Here is a 25186-nt window from a genome sequence, read left to right as displayed (position 1 = left end):
ATGGGGCCGGGGCTGGTCCCGGTTGGCACTTATGACCGGGACCAGCACTGGCACGTTAGGGGGTTACTTCAGCAGGACCTTGTCCATGTCTGGGTCCTTGCCGAGGAACTCGAACTTCACGGCAAAGTCAGCCAGTTCCTGCAGCTGGTCGGTCGGGATTTCTCCGTCCCAGTCCTCCATGTTCATGTTTTCGGCTAGATCCTTGTCCATGTTCACGAAGTCCGGCAGCAGGGCACGGGCATCTTGATCGTTTTCCTGTGCAGCGGAAAGGGTTTCCTTCATGGCGGCTTGGAACTTCTCGATCACTTCAGGATTCTCCTCGGCGTAGTTGCCGGAGGTGAAGGAGACCATGGTGGGCATGCCCGGGATGGCTTCCTGGTTCGGGTAGCCGAGCAGTTCGTTGTCTTCATCGGCCAACGCCATGGACAGCACCGGTTCTGGAGCCCACATGGCGTCCATGTTGCCGCGTTCAAGCTGGGCTGGCATGTCCGGAAATGGCATCTCAGAGAAGTTCAGCTTGCTCGGGTCCCCACCGGCTTTTTCGGTGGAGGCCAAAATCGTCAGGTCACCCTGGGTCTTCAAGGCGTTGACGGCAGTGGTATTGCCTTCGAGGTCGGCCCATTCTTTGATGTTGGAGTCCTTGCGCACGACGACACCGTTGATGTCATCGCCGTCAGCCTTAGAGTTGGAGTAACCGGTGACAATACGCATGTCCATGCCTTTGTCGGCTGCGGTCAGCACGGAAAGTGGGTTACCCACGGCGAACTGCATCTGGCCGGTGGAGACGGCCGGCAGCATCGCTGCACCGCCCTGACCGGTTTGCAATTCAACCTCGAGGCCGTGCTTTTCGAAGATGCCTTCTTGGATGCCATATTCCATGGCAACCGATGGGGCGATCGAGAGTACGCCAACAGTGATCTTGGTGGTCTCACTTTCAGCGGCATCGTTGCCGCCGCCGGAACCACAAGCGGTCAGGCCGAGCAGCGCGATCGCGCCGACGGCCATGGATTTTAGCAGGCCTTTTTTCATGGTCTTTCCTAACGGTAGAAACGGGCCAGGAAGGTAGCGACGACAGCGGGGCGTTCGACACCTTCGATTTCGATGACGCAGTCTGCCACCAGGTGCAGACCGCCGCCTTTGACTTCCTGCACATCGGCGCAGGTGGCTTTCATGCGGATCTTGGAACCGACTTTGACGGGGTTGGTGAAACGGACCTTGTCGAGGCCGTAGTTGACCTTGGTTTTCACCCCGGTGACGCCCAACAGTTCGGTCCAGAACGGGATGATCATGGCCAGCGTGAGGAAACCGTGGGCGATGGTGTCACCGAATGGGCCATCCTTGGCCGCTTCCGGGTCGGTGTGGATCCACTGGTGGTCGTCGGTGGCGTCAGCGAACGTGTTGATCATCTCTTGGGTGACGGTCCGGTACTCGGTGTAGCCCAAGTCTTTACCGATCATGTCTTTGACCTCGTCAAAGCTGACGGTGTTCTTGGCAGTGATCTCGGTGGTCATCGTGTGCAGGGTCCTTTCGGTCAGGGTCGTTGAAGCGTGAAGTTTGACGGTGGTTTAGACGAAGGCGCTGTAGCCGGTGAGGGCGCGGGCGAGGATCAGCGAGTTGATCTCGTGAGTACCTTCGTAGGAGTAGATGGCTTCCGCGTCGGCGTGGAAGCGGGCCACCTTGGCGTCCAAGGTGATGCCGTTGCCGCCGCAGATTTCGCGGGCGAGCGCCACGTTCTCGCGCAGCCGTAGGGCGATATACATTTTGGCCATGGCCGAGTTCTCGTCCCGGTACTTGCCTTCTTGCTGTTGCTGGGTGAGTCGGGTGACCATGGTCAGCGCGGCGGTGAGGTTGGCTGCCATCAGCGCCAGCTTTTCTTGGATGAGCTGGAACTGGGCGAGCTTCTTGCCGAACTGTTCGCGCGTGGTGACGTAGTTGCGGGCGGCGTCGAAGGCCCCGGCCATGGCGCCGGTGGCGATCCAAGCGACGTCCGAGCGCATGTTGCGCAGGCAGCCCGCCACATCCTTGAACGAGTTGATATTCTGCAGGCGGGCCGAATCCGGCACCCGGACATCTTTAAGGTCGATGTCCGCGTTCTGCATGATGCGCAGGGCGGTCTTGCCCTCGATCTTGGTCAGCGTGACACCCTCGGCCTCACGCGGGACGAGGAAGCATTTAACCTGCTTGTCCGCGGTGTCTCGGGCGAACACGGCGAGCGCGTCCGCCAGCGCGGCCCCACCGATCCAGCGTTTGGACCCGTTGATGACCCACTCGCCGCTGGTCTCATCGAAGCTGGCGGTGGTTTCCAGGCCACCGGCGATGTCTGAGCCGTGGTCCGGTTCGGTGAGCGCGAAGACCCCGAAGTACTCCCAGTTACGGATCTTCGGTTCCAGCTCGGCCACCTGTTCGGCGCTACCACCGAGGTTGACGGTGGTGCGGAACAGCCCGGACTGGGCGTTGTAGAACGTGGCGACCGACGGGTCGGTGCGGGACAGCTCGTAGTTGCGGAATCCGGCGTAGAGCTGGGTTGGTTCCTCACCGGCCTCGCGCAGCGCGGGCGGATCCATCAGGTCCAGCTCGACCAGCGGCTGGATGATCCGGGTGGGGAAGGTCCCGGCCTCCCAGTGTTCGGCCACGTGCGGGGCGACCTTTTCGTTCAGGACCTCGCGCAGCTGCTTCAGCGTGGTCAGTTCGGCCACGCTGAGCAGGCTGGCCAGCCCGTAGAGGTCCTCCGGGTAAAGTTCTGCGGCCAGCGCCTCGCGTTCTTGCTGACTCATGCCTGGACCCCGAGAACTTTCAGCGCGTTGGTCTTCATGACCTTGGGCACGACGTCTTCCTTGATCGGCAACTCGGCGAACGCCTTCAGCCACTTCTGCGGGGTGATAAGCGGGAAGTCGGTGCCGAACAGAACTTTGTTGGACAAGACGTTGTTGGACAGCCGCACCAGCGACTCCGGGAAGTACCGTGGCGACCAGCCGGAGAGGTCAATGTACACATTGGCCTTGTGGGTGGCGATCGAGTTGGCTTCCTCCTGCCACGGCACCGACGGGTGGGCCATGATGATGGTCAGATGCGGGAAGTCCGCGGCGATGTCATCGAGCAGCAGCGGGTTGGAGTAGCGCAGCTTGATACCGGCGCCGCCGGGTAGCCCTGCGCCCATGCCGTTCTGGCCGGTGTGGAAGACGCACGGCAGACCGAGTTCTTCCAACGCCGCCCAGAGCGGGTAGTACTGCTCATCGGAGGGGTCGAAGCCCTGTACGGAGGGGTGGAACTTGAAGCCCCACACCCCGAGTTCTTGGGCCTGACGTTTGGCCTCGGTGATGGCCTCGGCACCGGTGCGCGGATCCACGGAACCGAAGGGGATCAACACATCGTTGTGTTTGGCGGCACCGGCCACCAAATCGTCGATGGAGTTGGGCATGTGGTTCAGCTGGGTGCGGGCGTCGATGGTGAACAGCACCGCGGCCATGTTGTTCTCGCGGTACAACTGCGCGATGGTGTCCACGCTCGGGGTGCGCTCGGAGGCCTTGAAGTAGGCGGCGGAGGCGTCGAAGAATTCTTGCGGCATGGACTTGTGGCCGCAAGAATCGACCTCCAAGTGCACGTGCATATCGATGGCCTGGATGGCCTCGAAATCGACAGCGGTTTCATAACGCATCAGAATCGAGTGTCCTTAGCGCTTTGGCATTTCTGGGCGGAGTTCTTCCGGCAGTTCCGGGAACTCTTCGCCGACGGACTGCAGCTTGTCACCGAGTTCGGCGTTGAAGCGCTGCTGCAGCGCCTCGTAGCTGAAGCCGCCGTCTTGGTAGAGGTTCTCGACGGCCTCGGGGTGGCTCCACAGCTGCAGGCGGTCGCCGCCGGCGCCGATGACCTGACCGGTGATGTTAGCGGCCTCATCGGAGGCAAGGAAGGCCACCAGGCCGGCGACGTCCTCGGCGGTGCCGAAGCCCATCTCCTTGCGGAAGAATTCCGGCATGGCCTCGCCCTTGCGGGCGGCCTCGACGGCCTTCTGGAACAGCGGAACGGTCTCGGTCATGGCGGTGGCAGCCACCGGGATGACGGTGTTGACGGTGACGCCTGCGCGTTTCATTTCGATGGCCCAGGTGCGGACCATACCCACGATGCCGGCCTTGGCGGCGGCGTAGTTGGTTTGGCCGAAGTTGCCGCGCTGGCCGGTTGGGGAACCAATGGTGATGATGCGGCCGGGGATCTCGTTCTCCTTGAAGTAGGCGAACGCCTCACGAACGCAGGTGAAGGTGCCGCTCAGATGGACGTTGATCACCGCATCGAAGTCTTCATCGCTCATCTTCAGCAGGGAGCGGTCGCGCAGGATGCCGGCGTTGGTGACGAGAATGTCTAGGCGGCCGAAGTTGTCCACGGCGGCCTTGACGAGCTGCTGCGCGGTCTCGGTGGAGCCGACCGGGGCAACGACTGCTGCGGCCTTGCCACCGGCGTTTGTGATGCTGGCAACAGCGGCGTCGGCGACCTCTTGGTTCACATCATTGATGATGACCGCGGCGCCCTGCTTGACCAGCTCTTGGGCGTACGCAAGGCCCAAACCCTGACCAGAACCGGTAACAACGGCAACTTTTCCTGAAAGTGACATGATGGTGAACTTCCTCCACTAGGAATGACTGGTTTATGAAACTGTCTCCATCATGCAGCCATTTAGTTGAAATTGTCAATAGTTTGATTTCAAGAAAGAAGCGACCTTAGACAGTTGACTTCTTCGCCCAAATAGTTGAAAATATCAATCAACACACTTGGTACGAAAAGAGAACACCATGACCATCAGGCCGCTAACTGCCAACCGGCTGCAAGAAACATCCCTTGCACAGGAAGTCCAGTTCTTGCTCGCCCGTGCTCGCGCTCAAGGCAACACCCGCGCTAACGAGTTGCTTGCCGAGGAAGGCCTGAAGGTTCGTTCGTTTTCCGTCCTCTCCCTCGCCTGCTCGGGCATGAATCCCACCCAGCGCGAACTCGGCGAATTCCTGCACCTCGATCCCAGCCAGATCGTCGCGCTAGTCGATGAGCTCGAGAAGCGCGGCCTCGTCAAGCGCGAAGTCGACCCCTCCGACCGCCGGTCCAAGATCATCACCGCAACGAATGACGGTCACACGCTTTACGACCGCGCGTATGCTCTGACGATGGCTGCCGAAGACGATTACCTGGGCACCCTGTCTCGCCGTGAACGCGCTCAGCTGCGCGCCATCCTGCAGAAAATCGCCTTCTAAACTGCCGCTGCCAGCCACAGGGCCGGGCTGGTTAATCCACGACCGCGCAGCCCGATCTTCACGATGATGGGACTTGCTCAACACATTTCCGGATTCACTTTCTCCAGCAGATACTGAGGAGACAGCGATGAAGGAGAATGCGTTTTGCAGCATGTAACCCCACAGGCCAGACAGGTGAACTTCGGGCGGACGCCAACGAAGGCGCTGCTGATCATCGGCGCTGCGGCCACTATTCTTGGCCTGCTTATCTGCATCGCTTTCGTTGTTGCTGCGGGCGTGGACTACCGACTGACCGAGGATCTGGGCATCGATCCTGGGCCTACGCCACCGGCGATTGTCGCTGGGATGACAGCGGGATTCTGGATTTTTGTCGTTGGTATCGTGACCCTCGCTGCCGCCGGATTTCTCCGGATCCTGCGGCGTTGAAGCAAAGTTTCTCTGGCCGAGTAATGGCCACCATTTGTGAACATTTCCGCTAGGTGGAGATGGCAAACACTTTGTTTCCATGTGAGACTTGGATTATGGCTAAAACTGCTCTTGATGGAAATGAAGTCACCACCGCTGGCGAATTGCCAGCCGTCGGTGAAACCGCCCCTACTTTTGATCTTGTCGGTACCGATCTGGGCGCCGTGAAGTCCGCTGACTTCGCCGGCAAGCGGGTCGTGCTGAACATCTTCCCTTCCGTTGATACCGGCGTCTGCGCTGCAAGCGTCCGCAAGTTCAACGAAGCTGCTGCGAGCCTGGACAACACCGTTGTGGTGAACGTGTCCAAGGATCTTCCGTTTGCGCTGGATCGTTTCTGCGGTGCCGAGGGTATCCAGAACACCGTTGCGGCTTCGGCATTCCGTTCTTCCTTCGGCGAAGATTTCGGTGTAACCCAGCAGGATGGCCCACTGGCCGGTCTGCTGGCTCGCTCCGTGGTCGTGCTGGATGAAAACGGCAAGGTTGTTTACAACCAGCTGGTTCCGGAAATCAAGACCGAACCAGACTACGATTCCGCGCTGGCTGCTCTGAACTAAGCTTGGCTCGCGCAGAATAGTTTCTGTGTGGAATGCTCCCGTCCTTCGTGGCGGGAGCATTCTTTTTTGTCCGCAATATTGCTGACCCGAGGTGTTAGCGTGAAATTGTGTACGCATTCCTGACCACTAATCCGGAAAGGTTCACCGCAATGGGACCACCCTCACCGGTAGAGATGCTGTTCAACGCTTGGCCATTTCTGCTCTTCATCGGGCTGATCTTGCTCGTCGGCATTATTGCGATGATCGCAATTCAACGCAGCAAGCGTGGCTACCGCAAAGTCGGCGTGGGCGGATGGGAAGAATTCCAAGGCCACGTGGTGGCCGGGTTCATCGATGCGCGGGCCACCAACCGTCCACCGCCGGGTGAATCCATGGATCGTAGATTCATCACGATGTACATCGAGTACCGCGACAACGAAAACAACCTGCAAACGTACGAGGATCAGCGCACCAGAGTCGGCGCGGTGCGAGAAAAACTTCGGAAGCGTTTCTTCAGAACCACCCTGCGCTTTGTGGGGAACGTCAACTTGAACATCGCGGATCCTATCGAACGTGAGCGCGCGGAGGAACTGGCCCGGACCGAAGGCTACCTGATGCGGCTGAACCCGCCGGAGCCAGTCACGGTGCATCGCGGCCGCAATGGGGAAATCGAGTGGTCCCTAGCGCGCTAGGGTAATGCCCAGTCGGGAGTGCTAGCGTGAAAGTGGAGACACTAGAGAAACCACCTCGATCCTAAGGAGTCCATCATGGGCTCGCCTACCCCTCTTGAAACCCTCATCAACGCGTGGCCGGCGATCTTCATCATCGCCCTGCCGGTCGTCATCGCGGCCACCTTCATGGTGCTTGTTCAGCGAAACAAGCGCGGCCTGCGTCAGGTTCGCGCCGACGGCCGCCAAGCACTCCCCGGCAAACTGGTTGCCGGCTTCATCGATGCCACCCCGGATAACCTCGCTGAGACGGACCCATCCAAAGACCGACGCTTCATCACCCTGCACATCGAATACGACGATGAGCGCCACAACCGCCAAGGCTACAAAGCTGAGCGCGTTCGGGCGGGAGTACTACCGAAGAAGCTCTATAGGCGGTTCTTCAACACCGCAACACGCGATACCAACAGGCTCAACCTCAACATCAGTGACGCCACCGAACGCGAGCGCGCCGAACACCTGGCCCGTACCGAGGGTTATCTGATGCGGTTGAATCCGCCGGAGCCGGTCAACATCTACCGCGCGGCCGATGATCACGTCGAGTGGTCGCTGACAAACTAGCTGAATGCGGGTCAATGTCATTGGCGGTGGTCTCAACGGCCTGAGCGCAGCCTGTCGGCTCGCTGCTGCCGGCGCAGAGGTGACGGTCTTTGAGGCAGACCAGCGGCTTGGAGGCGCGGCGCGTTCCGCAGATGTGTTCGGCAACGGCTCGGTAGTCGATCTTGGGGCTGCCGCTCACCCCACCGGAGTCATCAGCCCGGCCTTCAAGCACTTGAACGTTGAAGAACACGGCGTGCGCTGGATCCACCCGAAATATCCGCTCGCGCACCCGATCGCTAGCGACAAAACGGCTTTGTTGGAGCAGGACGTGCAGCGCACTCTTGATCTCTTACCCGCCGCAGATCACCGAGCGTGGCGTTCACTTCACGAGTCGGTTGCCTTGAATCCAGCGCGAGCGGCGCAGAACCTGTTTGGCCCACTAACGCGTTGGCCAGAAGACTTGGGTTTCATGGCCCGATTCGGTCTGCGGGCACTCCTCCCCGCAAGAACCACCGCGAACCGGATCTTTAGCTCGGCCGAAGCCAGAGCATTGTTTACGGGGTCAGCTGCACACCCGATCGTGCCACCACAGCACCCATTCACCAGCGCCGTTGGTATCCTCTTCGGCGGCTTGGGCATGACCACCGGGTGGCCGGTTGTTGCGGGCGGCACGCAGACGTTGGTCGACGCGCTCGCCTCGGTGTTGTCCGATCATGGCGGAACAATCCTGACGAATCGGCCTATCGTTGATCTGAGAGAACTTCCGCCTGCCGATGCCACGGTGCTGAATCTGACCCCGCACCAGATCTTGGCTCTTCGAGGGGTCGAGCTGTCATCGCTGCAGCGGCGGCTTCTCGCTCACTGGCGATACGGTCCGTCGGTGTCCAAGGCCGACTTTCTCTTACAGGGGCTTGTGCCGTGGCTGGATGAGCGGATCGCCTCGGCCGGCACGATTCATCTGGTCGGGACCGCAGATGAGTTGCTGGCGGCCGAATCTGCTGTCGTGAACGGTCGGGTCGCAAATCGCCCCTTTGTGATGGTCTCGCAGCAGCAGGCCGCCGATCCCACCCGCAGTCCGCGCGAAGATCAGCACGTGCTCAGCAGCTACGCGCATGTTCCCCGCGGCTACAACGGCAGCGTGTTGAAGAGCATCATCAATCAGTTCGAACGCTTCGCCCCGGGTTTTAGTCAACGCGTCCTCGCGGTACACGAGTCACCGCCGCGAGTCTTGGAGGCGTGGAACCCGAACCTCGTGGACGGGGATATCGGAGGTGGTTCGCTCAGTGGCCTCCAGCAATTCGTGCGGCCACTGCCTTCTTTCCACCCCTATCGGCTCAAGAAGCGGCAACTTTACATGGCCTCGGCAGCAACGCCACCCGGCGGTGGCGCCCACGGCATGGCAGGTTGGCACGCCGCATCGTCCCTGTTGAACGACCTCGGGGCCTAGAGTCACCCTTGCTAATCAGATCGGTGTGTTGGGATCCGACTTCCGAAAAACGCGACAACAGCGTGTTGTGCCACTCGCAGTCAAAGGTCGGGCGACTTCATAATTGAAATGCCACCCGACCATTTGGGTGACGATTCACAGTTCATGAATGTGCTTGTCGCCAATAGTTGAGGTTGAGAGTTGTTCCGACAGTTTCAAAATGTCTCGCCCCAGGCGATAGCCAAACACTAATCCTGGTCCGATGTGCGAACCGTATCCTGGATACCCGCCGCCAAATACCGAGACTGCCGCAGCTCCTACCGCAAATAGTCCTCGGATAGGCTCCTTCTTTTCGTTTAGGACGCGACATTGGGAATCCGTATCTATTCCCGCAAAGGTTCCTAAGTCTCCCATCCTGACTTCGGCCGCGTAAAAGGGCCCCTTCTCCAATGGAGCCAGGTTCGGATTCGGCTTATGTAACATGTCCCCACGAAAGTGGTTATAGGCAGTGGAACCACGTCCAAACTCGTGATCGACGCCTTGTCGTGCGCCGTCATTAAATCGCTTCACGGTCGACTCTAGTTCCACGGAATCAATACCGAGTCGGCCGGCCAGCTCGGCGAGCGAGTTTCCTGACTTGAGGTATCCAACAGTGCGGAAAAAACCCCTAGGTACAGGCCATGGCTTTGCATAGCCAATTCCATACTTGTCCATGAGTCTCTTGTCTCCGATGATCCATGCCACAACCTCTTTCTCCTGACGCATGTGGTCAAGCATGGCTCCACCGAAGTCGTGATAGCTCAAAGCCTCATTTCCGAAACGTTTTCCCTTTCTGTCGACAGTAATCATGCCAGGCAGACCAATCTGACGCAGGTGCGGAAACAATCGTGGCTTCCCGGAACGGAGGTGTCTAAAAACTGTTACAGGTGCCCACGATCCCACCGAAGATACAGCTTCGGAAATTACCCCTCCAACTTCAAGCGCCATCTCCGCCGACGATCCGTCATGACCTTGCGTAGGCGTGAAATGTTGTCCCCCGTCAGCGTCATGCTCAAAGTACTTACGGCGTAGCTGTTCATTTCCGGAGAATCCTCCTCCGGCAAGGACCACCCCGTACCGGGTCATAACCTTTCCGCCGTGCTTTCCGCCGATTCGCGCTCCGACAACGGAACCTTTAGAATCGCGGATCAATTCTTTGACTGGGGTTCCAGTCCACACGCGAACGCCGAGGTCAAGCGCAGATCGGATCATTCTCACGATGAGCGCTGATCCATTCGTGCGTATTCTCGGCTGCTTGTGCAGTGCGATGTCGGCCCAAGTTTTCAAGAGCTTCCTGGTGACATAGCCGAAAGACTTCAATGACTGATTAGCGTGCAAGAACTGGGTAAGGTCCGGCCCGACCTGCGGCATGTATCCAAACACTGTGTAAGAGCTCAGATACGGTTGTAGCTCTAGACGTCGATCCCCCAATATTTCCGCGTTTGCATCTGACGGGAGAATTGCTCGTCCGCCAATTTTTGCGCCCGGTAAATCCATCTGATAATCGGGGGCCTTTTCCGGATAAGTGAATTCGACTGCCGTTTCCTGCTCAAAGAAATCAATGGCCTCGGGGACCGTATCCAAGAATGCCTTGACACGCTCAGCATCATAGTTTTCTGGTGATAGCGCCTTCAGGTAAGTCTCAATTTCTTCGCGGGTGTCCTCGCTGGCGGTAGCGCCTTTCAGGTTTCCTGGGACCCAAGCCCATCCCGCGGATAGAGCAGTTGTGCCACCAAAGTGCGTGGATTGCTCCGCGACGATGACACTGAGTCCCTCGTGAGCTGCACGAATCGCAGTAGCGAGTCCGGAGACCCCGGAGCCAACGACCAGAACATCACATTTCGTTGTTCCGGCGGAAAGATATTCTTTGCCCGTTTTTACGTTTCTCACGTGCCAACTCCTAAAGTTTCCCAGTAGCTTTTAGAAACGGTTCACCGAGATCTTCGATCTTGGTATGCGCGGTTTCGCGAGCGCTTAGTGCTGCCGCCGCTGCAATCAGTGCACAAACGGTTCCAAACACTGCTACCGGGATCCAACCGTTTACCCCGTCACCCAGTATCAGCCCTCCAATTAGCGGACCAAAACCAGCTACGACTAGACCAAGTTGGTTCCCCATGGCCATCCCCGTATAGCGGACTGGGGCGGCGAATAGTTCACCGAAGAATGAGGTCCATACGCCATTGAAGCCAGAGTACAGAACCGTCATGAACATGAAACTTGCGCCAAAGACAAGCCAGATATTTCCGGTACCGAGTGCTAGAAAATACAGATATAGCATCACGGTCGACCCGATCATGGCCGTAAGCATCAGCGGTTTACGCCCCACTCGGTCCGACAGGTGGCCTGCAAAAGGCATAACGAGCATCGATAAACCGATTGCAGTGGCGTTGACTGTCAAAATTTGTGTACGTTCAAAGCCGCCGAAATCGACAGCATAAGAAAGTCCAAATACCGTAAACAAGGTCTGCATGACGGAGAAGATAGACATAAGCAGAACACGCAGCACATCGGCCCATTGGTACCGGAGAACATCACCTGCTGGGAGCGCTTTCACTTCTCCAGCTTCCGCAACTTCCTCCTCGAATACTGGAGTTTCGTCGAGCTTCGTCCGAACCCAAAATGCTAGGGCAAGGACGAACACTGATAGTAGGAACGGAATACGCCAGCCCCAGCTCATCATTTGTTCTTCCGGCAAAGCAGAAACAGGTATGAATACTAGTGTCGATAGCACCATTCCCGACGCGTATCCGGTCATCACAAAAGAGGTAAAGAATCCACGTCGGCCTTCAGGCGAGTGCTCGATGGTTAGTGAAGAAGCACCAGCCGACTCAGCACCAGCTGAGAACCCCTGCAGAAGACGGGCGACAACTAGTAGAGCAGTTGCCCAGAAACCTATTTGTTCATAGGTAGGCAGTAACCCAATCCCCAGCGAAACAAGTCCCATCAGGAGCAAGGTAAATAGAAGAACGTTCTTTCTTCCGATCCGGTCACCGAAGTGTCCCATCACGAGTCCGCCGAGCGGGCGCGCAACATAGGCAACACCAAAAGTCGCAAAAGCTCCAGCAGTCGCAACAGCTGGGTCTCCCTCTGGAAAGAATAGTTTCGGAAAGATTAACGCTGCTGCCGTGCCGTAGATGAAAAAGTCATAATACTCTAGAGTCGAGCCAAGAAACGACGCGAGCGCAGCTTTCCGTGGCGTCCGTTTTGCTCCGTTCATGTCGGGTGTAGTCGCGATGGCGTTACTAGTATCGATTGTTTTGGACATTGCAATCCTTAGATAGAATTCTCTGATTCGCCTGCACCCATAACTAAGTCAACGTATGCAAGCTCTTTAACGTTGGGAAGGGAAAGCGGCTTGATCGCTTCGTGAAGGGGATGGCTGTTGTAAACGGCAAGATCTTGACGTGAAGCAAAGTCAGCAATGATCGCGTACTCCCACGACAAATCAGTTTGCATGACATCTGGTCCGTGGATTAAAGAGAGCATTCCTGGGATATTGCCTCTCATGCCATTGAGCCCTTGAATCCACCTTGCTCGGATCTGTTCCGTGAACGACTCTTTGAATTTGAAAAGGACGATGTGTCGAATCATGATCTCGCCACCTCGGAAAGGACACCTAGGTCGCTCTGCATCGTTTGAAGGTTGTGATTCGCTCGAATGTCCATCCCAGCGAGGTATGACATGGTCATGATTGGCCCTAGCGTCGCTCCCGCGCCAGGGTAACCGGATGCGAATGGATTCTCAGCTGAGTTCCCTGCCGCATAGAGGCCCGGAATGACCTCGAAATCCACATTTAAGACGCGCGCTTTCTCGTCCGTTGCAATACCGCCACAACTACCGAATGCGCCGTTGACCACTTCTAGCGCGTAGTACGGACCATATTGAAGGGGACCGAGCGACGGGTTCGGCCATTCGCTGTCGGCATCACCCCAATAACGGTCGTACTCAGACTCCCCTCGCGCATAATCGGGATCAATTCCTCTAACGGCGTGCTCGTTAAAGCGTTCAACAGTAGCGAGAAGATTCTTCTGAGGGACGTTAATTTTTTCTGCGAGTTCTTCCAGGGTTGAGGCCTCAATGAGCCAATCCGGAGTGGGCTGTCCTGCGCGATGCTCAAGAATTCCGTATCGTTCCAGATATGACTCGTCGAACACAACATGTGCTGGGGTATTCAATGGTTGGTTGTTTGGCGAATCCCACGAATGAAGGCAACGGGCTAGATCATTGTAGTTCTGCGCTTCATTGGCGAATCGTTGACCATGTCGGTTCACCATAATCGAACCAGGACCTTGTCTTTCGAAGCGAAGTAAAGAGCCAATTTCGTGACCATCGCGAACACCGCCCGTCAATGACATCGGAGCCCACCAAGCTTCTCGAGTCGCGCGAGTCATCGCGCCTATCCGTTGTGCCATTTTCAAAGCATCACCAGAGTTTGAAGGGGGAGAACACATAGTGAATAGGCGAGTGGCAAGCAACGAGTCTGCTAACTTTTTGTCCCATTCAAATCCGCCAGCAGCCAACACAACTCCAGCACGAGCTTGAATAGAAGTTCCGTCTTCCAACATCACACCGGATACTCGAATTTCACTTGTTTGAAGGCTCTGCACCCGCGCATCAATCGCGAAATCCACATTGCGATCCAGACATGCCTTCAGCAACATCGACACGAGGGCATGGCCTTTTGCCGCGATTCCGGCTTGTTGACGCTCCTCCAGCTCATCCCAAGGAAACTTTGTAAAGGCTCCCCACGACTCGTATTCCTGCATGGTGTAGGGGTGGCGACCGTCCGTGCGGACGTGCTCCGCTAAAGAGCCCAAGGCTGCTTTGAAATTGAATAGAGCCGGCTCAATGGTGCGGCCACCTTTTGCAGCGCCCGCGAGATCCTGTCGATAGTCAGGAAAATTGTCAAGAAGAATGAACTCAACACCCAGTTCTTCTTCAACAAATCGAAGCATTTCATCTCCACCATTGAGCGCTGCCTCGAATAGCTCAGCCCGGCCTCGACCATTGGCAATTGCTTCGACATATTCCAACCCGGACTCTTTAGAGTCCGTTAGCCCCGCTGTGCGAGCGTGGTGATTATCCACGATCCACAACATGCCGCCAGATACTGCGGAAGTACCGCCAAGGAACGCGCTCTTTTCGAGAACGAGTACCGACAGCCCCCCGTCGGCCGCGGTTGCAGCAGCCGTAAGTGCTGCAGCTCCCGAGCCTACGACCACAACGTCGTACGTATGCTCAGTTTCGGGACCCTCTTCAAGTCGCCAGTAATTTTCGGTTAGTTTTTGCACTGCCGTGGTTCCTTCACATCATTTGCAACTGGTTGATTGCAAACGATCGTGACAGGAATCACTATCTAGTCGAATAGGATGTTCTGTTCATCGGAACATAATTGCGCTTATCCCGGCACCTCTACGCCTATACAAGCGGCGCACTCCTCCGCCTAATACCTCTTGCGTCTGGCTCATACCCTAGGCGTCGAGAAATTGCCCTGGATGCGAAAGTCAATTGGGGCAAGTTCGAGGGAAGATTTTCATCACCTCGTCCGAGAATCAATGTCAACATCGCAAGCACTTGACCTTCAGCTCCGAAAATTGGAACTGAGATACCACTTGATTCGGGAACAATGATCCCACCCATGGATATGAAACCGCGCTCCCTAGCCTTGGCCAGCAGTGCGCGGAGCTCCGCCGGTTCAACCACCGTATCGGGAGTAAGCTTTTCAAGCCTGCGACTTAGGAAAAGCTCTCTCTCTGAATCTGGCGCAAAGGCCATATAGATTAGTCCTGCTGAGCAGCCATGCACCGGGAGCCTGCCCGCAATCTTCGTAATGTTTACAGTGGAATCATCAACAGCCAAGCGCTCCAAGTACAACACATCAGTGCCCTCAATTACACCTAACGAAACGTGACTTCCGGTTTGGTTCACAAGGTCTTCCATGTGCGGCAACGCCGCTTCGCGTAAGGACGAAGCTCTGGATCCTCGCGAAGCAATTTCCCACAGTCGATGACCATGTCTGAGCATTTTCTGGTCGTCTCGTACTAGCAATCCTTCTATTTCTAACTCACCTACCAATCGGTGAACAGTCGAAACTGGTAGGTCCGCTAGCCTGGCAAGTTGCCTCAGACTAAGAGAGGGATTTTCGTCCTTGAATGCTGCAAGGATTCGGACAACACGGTGAATCACTGATTCGCCCGATGGTGAATTCGCCATACAGTTGCTCCCACTAAATAACGTTCCATTATGACTTAGATCATACCGATGAACGGAACGCCATCTTATGCTCAGTCGAAACGGTTTCTACTGTTGCCAACATGAATACGCGCAATCTTCCAATCAATCGAGTTTCCGGCAAAGTAGTGCTGATTTCAGGAGCCGCTCAGGGCATGGGGGCATCACATGCTAAGACCCTTGCGAGTGAAGGCGCCCGTGTTGTGGTCGCTGACATTCAGAAACAGCCTGCTCGCGACCTTGTTTCTGAGATCAACCACGCGAGCGGTGATGAAATCGCAGTCTATTGTGAACTCGATGTCACTAGCTTCAAGTCCTGGACGGAAACCGTTGAGACAACTATCGATGCCTTTGGCAAACTCGATGGACTCATCAACAACGCTGGCATTTTCACTCCGGGAAATGCAGAAAAAGCGACATTGGAAGATTGGAACAGAACCATCGAAATCGACCTAACCGGAACCTATCTGGGCATGAAAGCCAGCATCCCGTACCTACGAAAACAAGGACATTCATCGATCGTCAATGTCTCATCCATCGCAGGCCTTACCGGATTCAAAGACAGAGCCGCCTACTCTGCCGCCAAGTGGGGCGTACTTGGTTTGACCAAGACTTCTGCCATGGATTTTGCCGCAGATGGCATAAGGGTTAACTCGATTCATCCGGGGAGCATTGAAACTCCACTCAACGCGCACTTGGAGAGAGGCTTTGGCCAGATACCGCTAGGTCACCCCGGTGATGTCCGGGACGTGAGCTCCCTAGTTTTGTTCCTGATCTCCGACGAGTCAAGATTCATCACGGGAGCGTCAATAGCTATCGATGGCGGAGAAACAGCTGGGAATCACTTACGGCAAACTAGCTAGAAAACTTACAGGCAGTACTTTCTAGCCCACCTGACAAGATTTCTAGGAGGCCATACCGGCCTGCTTCCCGGCTGCCTGCAGCTTGGGCAAGACTTCTTCAATCCGTTCGGAAAGGTCTTTGCCTTCCGGATCAAGGTGGGTGGACATGGAGGTGTTGATCGCCGCGATGACCTCACCGGCGCGGTTGCGCACGGGTACCGCCAATGAGCGCAGCCCGATCTCCAGCTCCTGATCGACTAGGCACCAGCCCTGCTGACGGATCTGGACAAGTTCTGCGCGCAAGGATTCCTCATCGATCGTGGTCCGCGGCGTCAGCGGAACAAACTCGACTTGGGCAAAGTAGGCCTGGAGTTCTTGCTCCGTCAGCCCTGCCAACAGCACCCGTCCCATGGAGGTGGCGTAGGCCGGGAAGCGGGTGCCCACCGTGATGGCCACGTGCATGATGCGGCGGGTTTGCTGCCGGGCGATGTAGACCACGTCGGTGCCATCCAATACGGAGGCGGAGGTGGACTCTCCTAGCTCGGTGGACAGATCGGACAGGATCGGCTCCAACACATCCGGCAGCGACTGGGATGCTAGGTAGGCGTAGCCCAGTTGCATGACCCGCGGGGTCAGGCTGAAGGTTTTCCCGTCCGTGCGCATGTAGCCTAGGTGCACTAGCGTGTGCAGGAACCGGCGCACTGTGGCCCGGGAATACCCTGTTGCGGCGGAGACCTCGGTGAGGGTCATGGCGCCGCTACCGGGTTGGAAGGCCTCGATGACCTCCAGCCCGCGGGCGAAGGACTGCACGAAGAGCGAGCTCTCTTCGCCCGGGGTCTTTGGGGCTGGTTTAGGCGTCGGTTCCGTCAACGAGTTCAACATCCATCTTTGCGGCGAGGTCTTCAAAGCTGATGCCGAAGATATCACGCACCGTGACTTTACCGTCGGCCAGCTCGAACACGCCGTGGTCGGTGTAGACCCGGGAAACACAGCCGATGCCGGTGAGCGGGTAGGTGCATTCCTTGACCAGTTTGGGCTGGCCGTCCTTGGTGAACAGATTCATCATGACGTACACGTCCTTGGCCCCGATGGCCAAGTCCATGGCACCGCCGACGGCCGGGATGGCGTCCGGGGCGCCGGTGTGCCAGTTGGCCAGATCGCCATTGGCGGAGACTTGGAAGGCCCCCAACACACAGACGTCTAGGTGGCCGCCGCGCATCATGGCGAAGGAGTCGGCGTGGTGGAAGTAGCTGGCGCCCGGAGTCTCGGTGACCGGGATCTTGCCGGCGTTGATGAGGTCCTCGTCAATGTCCTCGCCTTCGGCGACCGGGCCCATGCCCAGCATGCCGTTCTCGGTGTGCAGGGTGATGTCCTGCTCCTCGGTGAGGTAGTTGGAGACCAGGGTTGGCTGGCCAATGCCGAGGTTGACGAAGGAGCCAGGCTCAATGTCAGCGGCGACGATCTGGGCCAGAGTGTTGCGGTCTACGGTTTCTGCGCGTTTCATGGTGTGGTTTCTCCCTACAGCTTCTGGCCTAGTTCTTGGCGGCTTCTTCGGCGCGGGCCTTGGCCCCGGACTCGGTGGCGATCTGCACGATCACATCGGTGTAGATGCTCGGGGTGACGATGTTCTCCGGATCAAGCGAGCCGGTTGGCACCACGTTGTCCACCTGGACGATGGTCTGGGTCGCGGCGGCGGCCATGATGGGACCGAAGTTGCGTGCGGTCTTGCGGTAGACCAGATTGCCCTTCTCGTCTGCGGTGAGTGCCTTGATCAGGGCGACGTCACCGTAGATGGGGTATTCCAGCACGTAGTTGCGGCCGTTGATCTCCCGGGTCTCCTTGCCCTCGGCCAGAGTGGTGCCATAGCCGGTCGGGGTGAAGAAGGCGCCGATGCCCGCACCGGCGGCACGCAGTCGCTCGGCGAGGTTGCCCTGTGGGACTAGCTCAAGTTCGATCTCGCCGGCGCGGTAGGCCTCGTCAAAGTGCCAGGAGTCGGACTGGCGCGGGAACGAGCAGATGATCTTCTTGACCCGGCGTTCCTTAATCAGCAGCGCTAGGCCGGCGTCGGCCTGACCGGCGTTGTTGTTGACCACGGTCAGGTCAGTGGCGCCGGAGTCCATCAGTGCATCGATCAGTTCCATGGGCTGGCCGGCGTTGCCGAAGCCGCCGATGAGCACGCAGGAGCCGTTCTTGATGTTGGCGACCGCTTCTGCGGCGGTCTGAACAAATTTTGACATGGTGGGTGTTTTCCTTCGATCTGTTGAGCAAAGCTTGTTAGCGGGCGTCTTCGTTTTCCAGCACCACGGCTAGGCCCTGGCCTACGCCGATGCACAGGCTGGCGACACCCCAGCGCTGGTTTTCGGCCTTCAGCCGCGCGGCAAGGGTGCCCAGGACGCGGGTGCCGGAGGCGCCCAGCGGGTGACCCAGCGCGATGGCGCCGCCCCAGGCGTTAACGATGGAGTGGTCCACACCCCACGCGTCGAGGCAGACCAGCGACTGTGCGGCAAAGGCCTCGTTGAGTTCGACTGCGCCGACGTCTTCCCAGCTGATGCCGGCGCGCTTCAGGGCGATGTTGGCGGACTCGACTGGCGCCTCGCCGAAGAATTGGGGTTCGTTGGCGGCTGCACCGCGTCCGGCGATGCGGGCCAATGGTTGGGCGCCGAGCAGGTCTGCGGCCTTGGCGGAGCCGAGGATGGCCGCGGAGGCACCATCATTCATCGGCGAAGCGTTGCCCGCGGTGACGGTGCCGTTCTCTTTGCGGAACACGGTGCGCAGACCGGCAAGGGTCTCGGCGGTCGAGTCAGCGCGGATCGTCTGGTCCTGCTGTAAATCGGTGTCCGCCAGTGGAGCGACGAGGTCGTCGTAGTGGCCGTCGGCCCAGGCCTTGGCGGCGAGCTGGTGGGAGCGGGCGGCGAATTCGTCTTGGCGTTCGCGGGAGACCTTGTGCTTATCAACCAGCTGTTCGGTGGCCTCACCCAGGGAGACGGTCCACTCTTTCGGCATGTTTTTGTTGACCAGTCGCCAGCCAAGGGTGGTGGAGGCCATGACCATGTCTCCCACCGGGTAGGGGCGCTCGGTCTTCAGCGTCACCCAGGGTGCCCGGGACATGGACTCGGTACCGCCGATGAGCATCAAGTCGGCCTCGTTGGTGTTGATCTGCCGGGAAGCGGAAATTGCGGCATCCAAGGACGAGCCGCAGAGTCGGTTAATGGTGTTTGCGGGGATGGAGACCGGCAAACCCGCCAACAGCAGGGCCATGCGGCCAACATTACGGTTTTCTTCACCGGCACCGTTGGCATTGCCGAAGCTCACTTCGTCAATCTTCTCGATATCTAGGTTTGGGTAGCGCTCGACCAGTGTCTTCAAGACGTGGGCGGCCATGTCGTCTGGACGAACGCCCGCGAGCGCCCCACCAAGTTTGCCGAATGGCGTCCGGACGGAGTCGTAAATATATGCCTCTTGCACCAGCTAGTCTCCCAACCTTCTAGCTCACATGTTCGCTGTACGAACGCTTGTTCTCTTAGTGACACTTCTAGTGTAGCGGGCAGGAAGATTCTTGACTAGATCGCAGGCCACTTGTCGCGACAGGACAGTTTCTTACCTACGAAGAAAAGGAGACACTCGGAACTCGCTCTGGAGCACGTGGTTTGTGAGAAAAACTCACTCAGTAGAGAACTGCGCGAGGTACTGGAGAAAGCTCGACCAGACGCGCCATAACCCGGTAAGATGGCTTCAACATTCGGACCCGCTCAACCCAAAAGGTGAGCGGGTTCTTCGTTGTTCGTACCGTTCGTGGCTCTAATTACCGCCACCCAAGAGCGGGAGCTACGTGCGTCAGGATCGACTCGATCACGTGGGCGTTGTAGTCCACACCGAGCTGATTCGGAACCGTCAACAGCAGAGTGTCAGCCTCGGCGATCGCTTCATCTTGACGAAGTTGCTCCACCAGCGCATCGGGCTCATCCGCGTACGACCGCCCAAACACTGACCGTGTGGAATCGATGACGCCAAACTGGTCCTCTCGATCGCCGGAACCAAGGAAGTAGCGGCGGTCTTGATCATTGGTGATGGCAAAGATCGACCGGGATACGGAGACCCGCGGTTCGAACCCGTGGTCGTGCTTGGCGAACTCTTCACGATAGGCCCGGATCTGCTTGGCCTGCTGAATGTGGAACGGCTCCCCTGTCTCGTCATCTTTCAGGGTGGAGGACATCAGGTTCATCCCGTGTTTAGCCGCCCAGACGGCTGTAGCGTCAGAGCCAGCACCCCACCAGATGCGTTCGCGCAAGCCGTCCGAGTACGGTTCGATGCGCAACAACCCTGGCGGGTTCGGGAACATGGGACGCGGATTCGGTTCGGCGAACTGTTCACCAGTCAACATCCGCAACGCGATCAGCGCGTGACGCCGCGCCATATCTTGATCGTTCTCCTCCTCAGCCGGCTGGAAGCCAAAGTAGCGCCACCCGTCGATGACCTGCTCCGGTGAGCCGCGGCTGATACCTAGTTGGAGACGTCCGCCAGCAATCAAGTCTGCGGCGGCAGCATTCTCAGCAAACGCCAGCGGATTCTCGTAGCACATGTCAGGGTTACAACACCCGTTCACGTAAGCTTGGTTGCATGGTTGAACTGGTATCGCTGAGGAAGACGAACGAGGTCGCCGCGTACGTCCGCGCTTCGATGGATCGCAAGGGCGACCGGTGGACGGTCGAGACCCAGTTGCGGAAGATCAGGGCGCTGGCCGAGGCGAAGGACTGGGAGGTCGTCGAGGTCTACGACGACAACGCGGTCTCGGCGACGAAGAAGCGCCGCGCTGGCACCCGGTGGGCCGAGATGCTGGATGACGCCCGGGCGGGTCGGTTCTCGATGGTCGTCGCGGTGGACATGGACCGGTTGCTGCGCAGCACGAAGGACTTGAACACGCTGATCGACCTCGGTCTGCGGGTCGTCACCGTGGACGGCGAGATCGACCTCTCGACGGCGGACGGAGAGTTCCGGGCGACGATGCTCGCCGCTCTCGCGCGGTTCGAGGCGCGTCGCAAGGCCGAGCGTCAGATCAGGTCGAACGAGCGCCGCCGCGCCGAGGGCATACCGGCGTCCACCTGGAAGGCGTTCGGCTGGACAAGGGAGGGCGAGCTGATCGAGGAGGAGGCCGACGCGATTCGGTGGGCCTTCGACGCGTTCCTCGGCGAGCCGTCGCTGTCGATCCGGCGCATCCGCGAGGACCTGAACAACGCCGGTCATCTGACCGCGCGCGGGGCGGAGTTCTCCGTCGATGCCGTGCGGTACCTGCTGGCGAACCCGCTCTACGCTGGCTACATCAAGCACTACGCCTCGGGCGAGCTGTACCCGGTGCGGGGCGCGGGGTTCCCGCCCATCGTCAGCGAACAGACATGGCGGGCTGCGGTGGCGAAGCTGGAGGACAACGTGCGGAGGTCGGCGAGGCAGGGCAACCAACCGAAGTACCTCCTGTCCACGATCGGGCTGTGCGGGAAGTGCGGCGCGACGCTCGTCTCGGGGACGAACAGCCGCAAGCAGCCGACGTACCGCTGCGGTGAGCAGTTCCACCTCACCCGCCAGCGCGAGCCCGTCGATGCGATGGTCACAGAGGCGGTGCTCACCCGACTGTCCTCGGTGGACGTGCACGACCTCGTGATGCCGCAGGAAGATGCTGGGCCGGACCGCGAAGAGCTGCTGAGCGAGCGGAACGCCCTGGTCGAGCGCGTCAAGGAGCTGAGCCCGCTGCTGCGCGACATCCACCAGCCCGTGCTGGAGATCACCGCGGCGATCAACGACGTGAAGGCTCGCATCGACGAGATCGACGCGGAGCTGCTCGACCGATCGGTGTCGGTGGCGGCGAAGCTGCTCGCGGACGTGGACGAGCTGGTCGGCACCGCGGAGCGCCGCGAGGTGGTCGAGTCGAAGTGGAAGGAGTTGGACGTGGACCGTCGCCGGATGCTCGTGGACGAGCTGGTGACGGTGACAATCGAGCCCATCGCGCCGGGTCACGTGAAGTTCGACCCCGACCTCATTCGAATAGAGCCTCGTCGCGACTGACACGCGAGTCGACTCGTCAGTGGACCGGTGAGTCGAGTCGTGGGAGAATAGTTGCAGACAAGAAGATCCCACCGGGGCCGCGACTTAGAAGCGCGGGGTTCTGCTCCCGGATGAGTAGCCGGTCAAACAGCCCAACGAACGTGGCGGGGAACCGGAAGCACACTCATGTTTGAGGACTTCCGATGTCTGTCGTTATCGACGCTCCCCGCGCATCTGCGCTGGACCGTCCTGGGCTCGACCAGGACCTGAACCCCGTTCCGCAGGCTGATGGGCTCGATCCCGTCATCGCTGCCGCCCTCGCCGCCGGTCGCCGAGCTGGTGAGCGCCTGGCCCGCACGCCGCTGACCCCGCGCCAGCGCGCCGCGGTCGCCGCTGTGATGGGCGGTGATCGCTGATGAGCGCCAACTCCACCGCTTTCGACTACGTGAACGGCTTCCGCTGGCGTCTGGGCGATCCCGCCCTCGCCGACAGCGAGGCGCACCTCTACGACCTCGGTGTGCTCCGCTCCGTGCTGGAGGAGGCCGTCGAGATCGCCGTCGCCGATGCCCGCGCCGACGGTGTGACCTGGGCCAAGATCGGCGACGCCCTCGGCGTCACGCACCAGGCCGTCATCAAGCGCTACCGCAAGGGCGGTGCCCGATGAACGCCGCCGAACGCACAAGCGCCCTCGTGTCCGCCGACCTGACCCCGCCCGGAGGGCCTGGCCTGGCACCCGCCGAAGGCGGGCTGCCCGTCGTCGATCCGAATGTCGCGAACACGGTTCTCGCCGTCGAGGACCTTCTCGAAGAAAACGGCTATACGGCTGCACAGAGCGATTCCGCTGGCTCCGACACGACCGCCGATCTCAGCTCTGACCTGGGATCTACCGCCGCAATTCATGCGCGGCCTTCCTTGGGTGGCCGCGCATCCGTTTCAGAAACGGCTGCACAGGCGCCTACTTCGGCTACACCCGTGGACTTCGCCGAGATGGACGTGCCGGGGGCCGATCCCGGTGATGAGGTTGAGGCGTTCGTGGTCGAATCCACGCCCGCGCAGGTCGCCGAGGCGAAGGATTTTTTCGCCCGGGCGAAGGCTGCGGAGAGCTCGGAGCAGGTGAAGCGCGCACGGATGCAGTCGCGCGTGTTCTCGGTGATGCAGTACCGGGAGCACCCGGAGACCGGCGAGGTCATGCTCACGCAGGAGCAGATCGACGAGGGCCTCGCGGCGCTGGGCGATCGCCTCCACCGCTGGGCCTACGTGTGGCACCCGTACGACCGCCTGGTCGAGGTGGACGAGGGCACCGGCGAGACGGTGTGCTGCGGAATCAAGGGCCTGCACGCGCACATGGTGCTGTGGGTCGCCGATGCGGACGGTCCGCGCCCCACGATCCGCACGGTCTCCGATGCCTTCTCGATCCCTTCGGCGCGGGTGAAGCCGCCGAAGGAGACCGCGGAGCAGGACGGCACCGAGCACAAGGGCCGAGGCGCTGCGGAGAAGGCGTTTTTCGACCTCGCCGAGTACCTGCCGCACGAATCGCGCGGGAGGGACGCAACCCCCGGCATCCACCAGTCGGATCGGCACTACCTCGTGGACAAGACGCAGGAGGGCAAGCCCGGCAAGTACCAGTACGGGCGCGGGCGGATCGTCGCGAACTTCGATTTCGGCCGGGAGCTGGACGCGCACATGGCGATGCGCCGCACCGCCGCGGAGGGCGGCGGCAGCGCGAAGCTGAGCAAGCTCTTCCAGGCCGTGGGCAAGGGTTCGCTGACGCTGAAGCAGGTCCGTGATCAGGAGCCTGCGATCTACTTTGCGAAGGGCAACCTGGCGCATTTTCAGAAGCTGCGCGGCGACTTCCTCTCGCACCAGGACGCGCCGGAGTCGGTCATGAACTTCTACGTGTTCGGCGAGGGCGGCACGGGCAAGGACCTGCTCGCGAAGGCGCTCGCTCGCGCCCTGGCCCCGGACGCGGACAAACCGTACTTCAAGGTCGGCGGCGAGAACGTCTCGTGGGAGGGATACGACGGCGAGCCGGTCGTGATCTGGGAGGACATGCGCGTCGGCGACATGATCCGCACGGCGAAGAGCCGGGGAATGCTCTTCCGCATTCTCGGCCCGTGGCGCGAGCCGGACGAGAAGCCGGTCGTGAACATCAAGGGGTCCAAGACGCAGCTGCTCAACCGGGTGAACATTGTGACGGGGCCTGAGGGTTACGAGGAGTTCCTCCGGGGCTTGGCGGGCGAGTACGAGTCGATGCAGGGCGGAGTTCGGGTCAAGCACCATGCGGAGAACCTCGGGCAGGGGTTCCGCCGCTTCCCGGTGATCATCCCGGTGGCCGAGCGTGAGTTCTCGATCTTCGTGAACTCCGGCGTGCTCAACGGCACCCGCGAGTACCAGAGCTACGAGCGGTACGAGCACATGCGCCAGGACCTGGAGCTGCTGGCACGCAAGTGCAAGGCGATCAAGGACACCGCCGAGCGGGAGCGCGTTCGCGGTGCGATCGAGGCGCGCACGGTCGCGCCGATCGTGGAGCAGCACGACCGGATCGCATGCCCTGAGCTGGACGCGATTGACGCGGACGATCTGTTCGCGGAGTTCGCCGGGGTCGGGCAGCCAATCCCGCAGAGTTCCGTCGAGGTCGCAGTTGCACCGAGTGAGCCGAGCCCCCGCGATCGCTGCATCTGCGACGAGTGGCAGGGCTACGCCCTGGACCACACCGAGTCCTGCCCGATCCGCACGGATGCCGAGGCGGCGATGGCGGAGATGCGCCAGCGCGAGGCCGAGCGCGAAGCGGCGGCGGAGGCCCACCGTCAGGCCGAGCTTGAGCGGAAGGTCGCGCGGCTCCGCGCGAACGGCGGCCTGCTGGTCGTGGGAGGTGCACGATGAGTACCTTCGACGGCCAGCCGCAGCCGATTCGTCAGGGCTCCGGTGGAGCGCTGGAGGATCGGGCTGCATGCCCGCGCAGCGGCCCCCGGAGGGCCCCGGGAACCTTGGAGCGCAGCGGAAAGGTGTATGGGGCTACACCTTCCGTTCCGGAGGTTGTCGCAGAGGCTCCACATCAGGGCGCAGGGTCCCAGATGTGGAGGGGCGATGACCTCCGGAACGGAAGGCCCCACGGGAG

The 25186-nt window shown here is 59.7% G+C and carries 25 protein-coding genes and 1 pseudogene; 11 read left to right on the top strand and 15 right to left on the bottom strand.

The annotated features are described in order from the left end of the window. Positions 1-63: 63 nt before the first annotated feature. From ACFFFR_RS10785 to ACFFFR_RS10765, 5 genes are read right to left on the bottom strand one after another with little or no spacing between them, the layout of a single operon-like run. Positions 64-1029 carry an ABC transporter substrate-binding protein gene (locus tag ACFFFR_RS10785; RefSeq protein ID WP_377460345.1) on the bottom strand — a complete coding sequence of 322 codons (966 nt, stop codon included), beginning with the start codon at positions 1027-1029 and terminating at the stop codon, positions 64-66. A gap of 8 nt (positions 1030-1037) precedes the next feature. Further along, positions 1038-1511, bottom strand: coding sequence for a MaoC family dehydratase (locus ACFFFR_RS10780; RefSeq protein WP_377460343.1), 474 nt, complete (start codon positions 1509-1511; stop codon positions 1038-1040). A 54-nt stretch (positions 1512-1565) separates the two neighbouring features. Beyond that, positions 1566-2774, bottom strand: coding sequence for an acyl-CoA dehydrogenase family protein (locus ACFFFR_RS10775; RefSeq protein ID WP_377460342.1), 1209 nt, complete (start codon positions 2772-2774; stop codon positions 1566-1568). Continuing rightward, entirely contained in the window at positions 2771-3655 is an 885-nt protein-coding gene (locus ACFFFR_RS10770; RefSeq protein ID WP_377460340.1) for an amidohydrolase family protein, read from the bottom strand. Before ACFFFR_RS10770 ends, ACFFFR_RS10775 begins: the two co-directional genes overlap by 4 nt. A 15-nt stretch (positions 3656-3670) precedes the next feature. Next, the gene (locus ACFFFR_RS10765; protein ID WP_377460338.1) at positions 3671-4603 is read right to left on the bottom strand and encodes an SDR family NAD(P)-dependent oxidoreductase; all 933 of its coding nucleotides are present in this window, start codon (positions 4601-4603) and stop codon (positions 3671-3673) included. Positions 4604-4781: 178 nt separating this feature from the next. Here ACFFFR_RS10765 and ACFFFR_RS10760 point away from each other — a divergent pair, with 178 nt between their 5' ends. From ACFFFR_RS10760 to ACFFFR_RS10735, 6 genes are all read left to right on the top strand, one after another. Continuing rightward, positions 4782-5231, top strand: coding sequence for a MarR family winged helix-turn-helix transcriptional regulator (locus tag ACFFFR_RS10760; protein ID WP_377460336.1), 450 nt, complete (start codon positions 4782-4784; stop codon positions 5229-5231). A gap of 144 nt (positions 5232-5375) precedes the next feature. Further along, positions 5376-5657, top strand: coding sequence for a hypothetical protein (locus tag ACFFFR_RS10755; RefSeq protein ID WP_377460334.1), 282 nt, complete (start codon positions 5376-5378; stop codon positions 5655-5657). 95 nt (positions 5658-5752) lie between these two features. Continuing rightward, complete coding sequence (tpx, locus tag ACFFFR_RS10750; RefSeq protein WP_377460333.1) at positions 5753-6250, top strand: thiol peroxidase; 498 nt, start codon at positions 5753-5755, stop codon at positions 6248-6250. A gap of 149 nt (positions 6251-6399) precedes the next feature. Further along, the gene (locus ACFFFR_RS10745; protein ID WP_377460331.1) at positions 6400-6921 is read left to right on the top strand and encodes a hypothetical protein; all 522 of its coding nucleotides are present in this window, start codon (positions 6400-6402) and stop codon (positions 6919-6921) included. A 75-nt stretch (positions 6922-6996) separates the two neighbouring features. Continuing rightward, positions 6997-7518 (top strand): hypothetical protein, encoded by a 522-nt coding sequence (locus tag ACFFFR_RS10740; RefSeq protein WP_377460330.1) that lies wholly within the window; start codon positions 6997-6999, stop codon positions 7516-7518. A gap of 4 nt (positions 7519-7522) precedes the next feature. After that, on the top strand, positions 7523-8944 hold the full coding sequence (locus tag ACFFFR_RS10735) for a phytoene desaturase family protein (protein ID WP_377460328.1): 1422 nt from the start codon (positions 7523-7525) through the stop codon (positions 8942-8944). A gap of 135 nt (positions 8945-9079) precedes the next feature. Here ACFFFR_RS10735 and chcC2 read toward each other — a convergent pair whose 3' ends face one another. The 5 genes from chcC2 to ACFFFR_RS10710 all read right to left on the bottom strand — a co-directional run bounded on the left by chcC2 (position 9080) and on the right by ACFFFR_RS10710 (position 15175). Further along, on the bottom strand, positions 9080-10852 hold the full coding sequence (gene chcC2, locus ACFFFR_RS10730) for a 4-oxocyclohex-2-ene-1-carboxylate 5-dehydrogenase (RefSeq protein WP_377460326.1): 1773 nt from the start codon (positions 10850-10852) through the stop codon (positions 9080-9082). A 10-nt stretch (positions 10853-10862) separates the two neighbouring features. Further along, entirely contained in the window at positions 10863-12227 is a 1365-nt protein-coding gene (locus ACFFFR_RS10725) for an MFS transporter (protein ID WP_377460317.1), read from the bottom strand. Between the two features lie 8 nt (positions 12228-12235). Next, positions 12236-12553 carry a Dabb family protein gene (locus tag ACFFFR_RS10720; RefSeq protein ID WP_377460315.1) on the bottom strand — a complete coding sequence of 106 codons (318 nt, stop codon included), beginning with the start codon at positions 12551-12553 and terminating at the stop codon, positions 12236-12238. Next, the gene (chcC1, locus tag ACFFFR_RS10715) at positions 12550-14253 is read right to left on the bottom strand and encodes a 4-oxocyclohexanecarboxylate 2-dehydrogenase (protein ID WP_377460313.1); all 1704 of its coding nucleotides are present in this window, start codon (positions 14251-14253) and stop codon (positions 12550-12552) included. The genes ACFFFR_RS10720 and chcC1 overlap by 4 nt, the downstream gene beginning before the upstream one ends. A gap of 127 nt (positions 14254-14380) precedes the next feature. Then, a complete protein-coding gene (locus ACFFFR_RS10710) occupies positions 14381-15175 on the bottom strand; it encodes an IclR family transcriptional regulator (RefSeq protein ID WP_377460311.1) in 795 nt (264 codons plus the stop codon). Positions 15176-15276: 101 nt separating this feature from the next. Here ACFFFR_RS10710 and chcB1 point away from each other — a divergent pair, with 101 nt between their 5' ends. Then, complete coding sequence (chcB1, locus tag ACFFFR_RS10705) at positions 15277-16056, top strand: trans-4-hydroxycyclohexanecarboxylate dehydrogenase (protein WP_377460309.1); 780 nt, start codon at positions 15277-15279, stop codon at positions 16054-16056. A 42-nt stretch (positions 16057-16098) separates the two neighbouring features. Here chcB1 and ACFFFR_RS10700 read toward each other — a convergent pair whose 3' ends face one another. The 5 genes and pseudogenes from ACFFFR_RS10700 to ACFFFR_RS10680 all read right to left on the bottom strand — a co-directional run. Then, complete coding sequence (locus ACFFFR_RS10700; protein WP_377460307.1) at positions 16099-16917, bottom strand: IclR family transcriptional regulator domain-containing protein; 819 nt, start codon at positions 16915-16917, stop codon at positions 16099-16101. Further along, on the bottom strand, positions 16886-17539 hold the full coding sequence (locus tag ACFFFR_RS10695; protein ID WP_377460305.1) for a 3-oxoacid CoA-transferase subunit B: 654 nt from the start codon (positions 17537-17539) through the stop codon (positions 16886-16888). The genes ACFFFR_RS10700 and ACFFFR_RS10695 overlap by 32 nt, the downstream gene beginning before the upstream one ends. Before the next feature lie 28 nt (positions 17540-17567). After that, positions 17568-18272: a 3-oxoacid CoA-transferase subunit A gene (locus ACFFFR_RS10690; protein ID WP_377460303.1), complete on the bottom strand. Its 705-nt coding sequence runs from the start codon at positions 18270-18272 to the stop codon at positions 17568-17570. 37 nt (positions 18273-18309) lie between these two features. Next, positions 18310-19500 carry a thiolase family protein gene (locus ACFFFR_RS10685; protein WP_377460301.1) on the bottom strand — a complete coding sequence of 397 codons (1191 nt, stop codon included), beginning with the start codon at positions 19498-19500 and terminating at the stop codon, positions 18310-18312. Between the two features lie 337 nt (positions 19501-19837). Next, positions 19838-20617: pseudogene (locus ACFFFR_RS10680) on the bottom strand (LLM class flavin-dependent oxidoreductase); the annotation flags it as partial. Positions 20618-20652: 35 nt separating this feature from the next. Here ACFFFR_RS10680 and ACFFFR_RS10675 point away from each other — a divergent pair. From ACFFFR_RS10675 to ACFFFR_RS10660, 4 genes are all read left to right on the top strand, one after another. Beyond that, positions 20653-22089: a recombinase family protein gene (locus ACFFFR_RS10675; RefSeq protein ID WP_377460299.1), complete on the top strand. Its 1437-nt coding sequence runs from the start codon at positions 20653-20655 to the stop codon at positions 22087-22089. Between the two features lie 182 nt (positions 22090-22271). Then, positions 22272-22484: a hypothetical protein gene (locus ACFFFR_RS10670; RefSeq protein WP_040158809.1), complete on the top strand. Its 213-nt coding sequence runs from the start codon at positions 22272-22274 to the stop codon at positions 22482-22484. Next, complete coding sequence (locus tag ACFFFR_RS10665; protein WP_040158807.1) at positions 22484-22732, top strand: helix-turn-helix domain-containing protein; 249 nt, start codon at positions 22484-22486, stop codon at positions 22730-22732. Before ACFFFR_RS10670 ends, ACFFFR_RS10665 begins: the two co-directional genes overlap by 1 nt. Beyond that, the gene (locus ACFFFR_RS10660) at positions 22729-24951 is read left to right on the top strand and encodes an RNA helicase (RefSeq protein WP_377460297.1); all 2223 of its coding nucleotides are present in this window, start codon (positions 22729-22731) and stop codon (positions 24949-24951) included. The genes ACFFFR_RS10665 and ACFFFR_RS10660 overlap by 4 nt, the downstream gene beginning before the upstream one ends. The last annotated feature ends 235 nt before the right edge of the window (positions 24952-25186 follow it).

Origin of the sequence: Micrococcoides hystricis, from assembly GCF_042434215.1 — a bacterium.
Lineage (GTDB): Bacteria > Actinomycetota > Actinomycetes > Actinomycetales > Micrococcaceae > Micrococcoides > Micrococcoides hystricis.
This window is presented reverse-complemented; position numbering and strand designations above follow the sequence as displayed.

What these genes read in the sequence shown, in the direction of transcription:
- ACFFFR_RS10785 (WP_377460345.1), bottom strand. Translation starts at nt 1,029, where the DNA reads ATGAAAAAAGGCCTGCTAAAATCCATGGCCGTCGGCGCGATCGCGCTG.
- ACFFFR_RS10780 (WP_377460343.1), bottom strand. Translation starts at nt 1,511, where the DNA reads ATGACCACCGAGATCACTGCCAAGAACACCGTCAGCTTTGACGAGGTC.
- ACFFFR_RS10775 (WP_377460342.1), bottom strand. Translation starts at nt 2,774, where the DNA reads ATGAGTCAGCAAGAACGCGAGGCGCTGGCCGCAGAACTTTACCCGGAG.
- ACFFFR_RS10770 (WP_377460340.1), bottom strand. Translation starts at nt 3,655, where the DNA reads ATGCGTTATGAAACCGCTGTCGATTTCGAGGCCATCCAGGCCATCGAT.
- ACFFFR_RS10765 (WP_377460338.1), bottom strand. Translation starts at nt 4,603, where the DNA reads ATGTCACTTTCAGGAAAAGTTGCCGTTGTTACCGGTTCTGGTCAGGGT.
- ACFFFR_RS10760 (WP_377460336.1), top strand. Translation starts at nt 4,782, where the DNA reads ATGACCATCAGGCCGCTAACTGCCAACCGGCTGCAAGAAACATCCCTT.
- tpx (WP_377460333.1), top strand. Translation starts at nt 5,753, where the DNA reads ATGGCTAAAACTGCTCTTGATGGAAATGAAGTCACCACCGCTGGCGAA.
- ACFFFR_RS10745 (WP_377460331.1), top strand. Translation starts at nt 6,400, where the DNA reads ATGGGACCACCCTCACCGGTAGAGATGCTGTTCAACGCTTGGCCATTT.
- ACFFFR_RS10740 (WP_377460330.1), top strand. Translation starts at nt 6,997, where the DNA reads ATGGGCTCGCCTACCCCTCTTGAAACCCTCATCAACGCGTGGCCGGCG.
- ACFFFR_RS10735 (WP_377460328.1), top strand. Translation starts at nt 7,523, where the DNA reads ATGCGGGTCAATGTCATTGGCGGTGGTCTCAACGGCCTGAGCGCAGCC.
- ACFFFR_RS10725 (WP_377460317.1), bottom strand. Translation starts at nt 12,227, where the DNA reads ATGTCCAAAACAATCGATACTAGTAACGCCATCGCGACTACACCCGAC.
- ACFFFR_RS10720 (WP_377460315.1), bottom strand. Translation starts at nt 12,553, where the DNA reads ATGATTCGACACATCGTCCTTTTCAAATTCAAAGAGTCGTTCACGGAA.
- ACFFFR_RS10710 (WP_377460311.1), bottom strand. Translation starts at nt 15,175, where the DNA reads ATGGCGAATTCACCATCGGGCGAATCAGTGATTCACCGTGTTGTCCGA.
- chcB1 (WP_377460309.1), top strand. Translation starts at nt 15,277, where the DNA reads ATGAATACGCGCAATCTTCCAATCAATCGAGTTTCCGGCAAAGTAGTG.
- ACFFFR_RS10700 (WP_377460307.1), bottom strand. Translation starts at nt 16,917, where the DNA reads ATGTTGAACTCGTTGACGGAACCGACGCCTAAACCAGCCCCAAAGACC.
- ACFFFR_RS10695 (WP_377460305.1), bottom strand. Translation starts at nt 17,539, where the DNA reads ATGAAACGCGCAGAAACCGTAGACCGCAACACTCTGGCCCAGATCGTC.
- ACFFFR_RS10690 (WP_377460303.1), bottom strand. Translation starts at nt 18,272, where the DNA reads ATGTCAAAATTTGTTCAGACCGCCGCAGAAGCGGTCGCCAACATCAAG.
- ACFFFR_RS10675 (WP_377460299.1), top strand. Translation starts at nt 20,653, where the DNA reads ATGGTTGAACTGGTATCGCTGAGGAAGACGAACGAGGTCGCCGCGTAC.
- ACFFFR_RS10670 (WP_040158809.1), top strand. Translation starts at nt 22,272, where the DNA reads ATGTCTGTCGTTATCGACGCTCCCCGCGCATCTGCGCTGGACCGTCCT.
- ACFFFR_RS10665 (WP_040158807.1), top strand. Translation starts at nt 22,484, where the DNA reads ATGAGCGCCAACTCCACCGCTTTCGACTACGTGAACGGCTTCCGCTGG.
- ACFFFR_RS10660 (WP_377460297.1), top strand. Translation starts at nt 22,729, where the DNA reads ATGAACGCCGCCGAACGCACAAGCGCCCTCGTGTCCGCCGACCTGACC.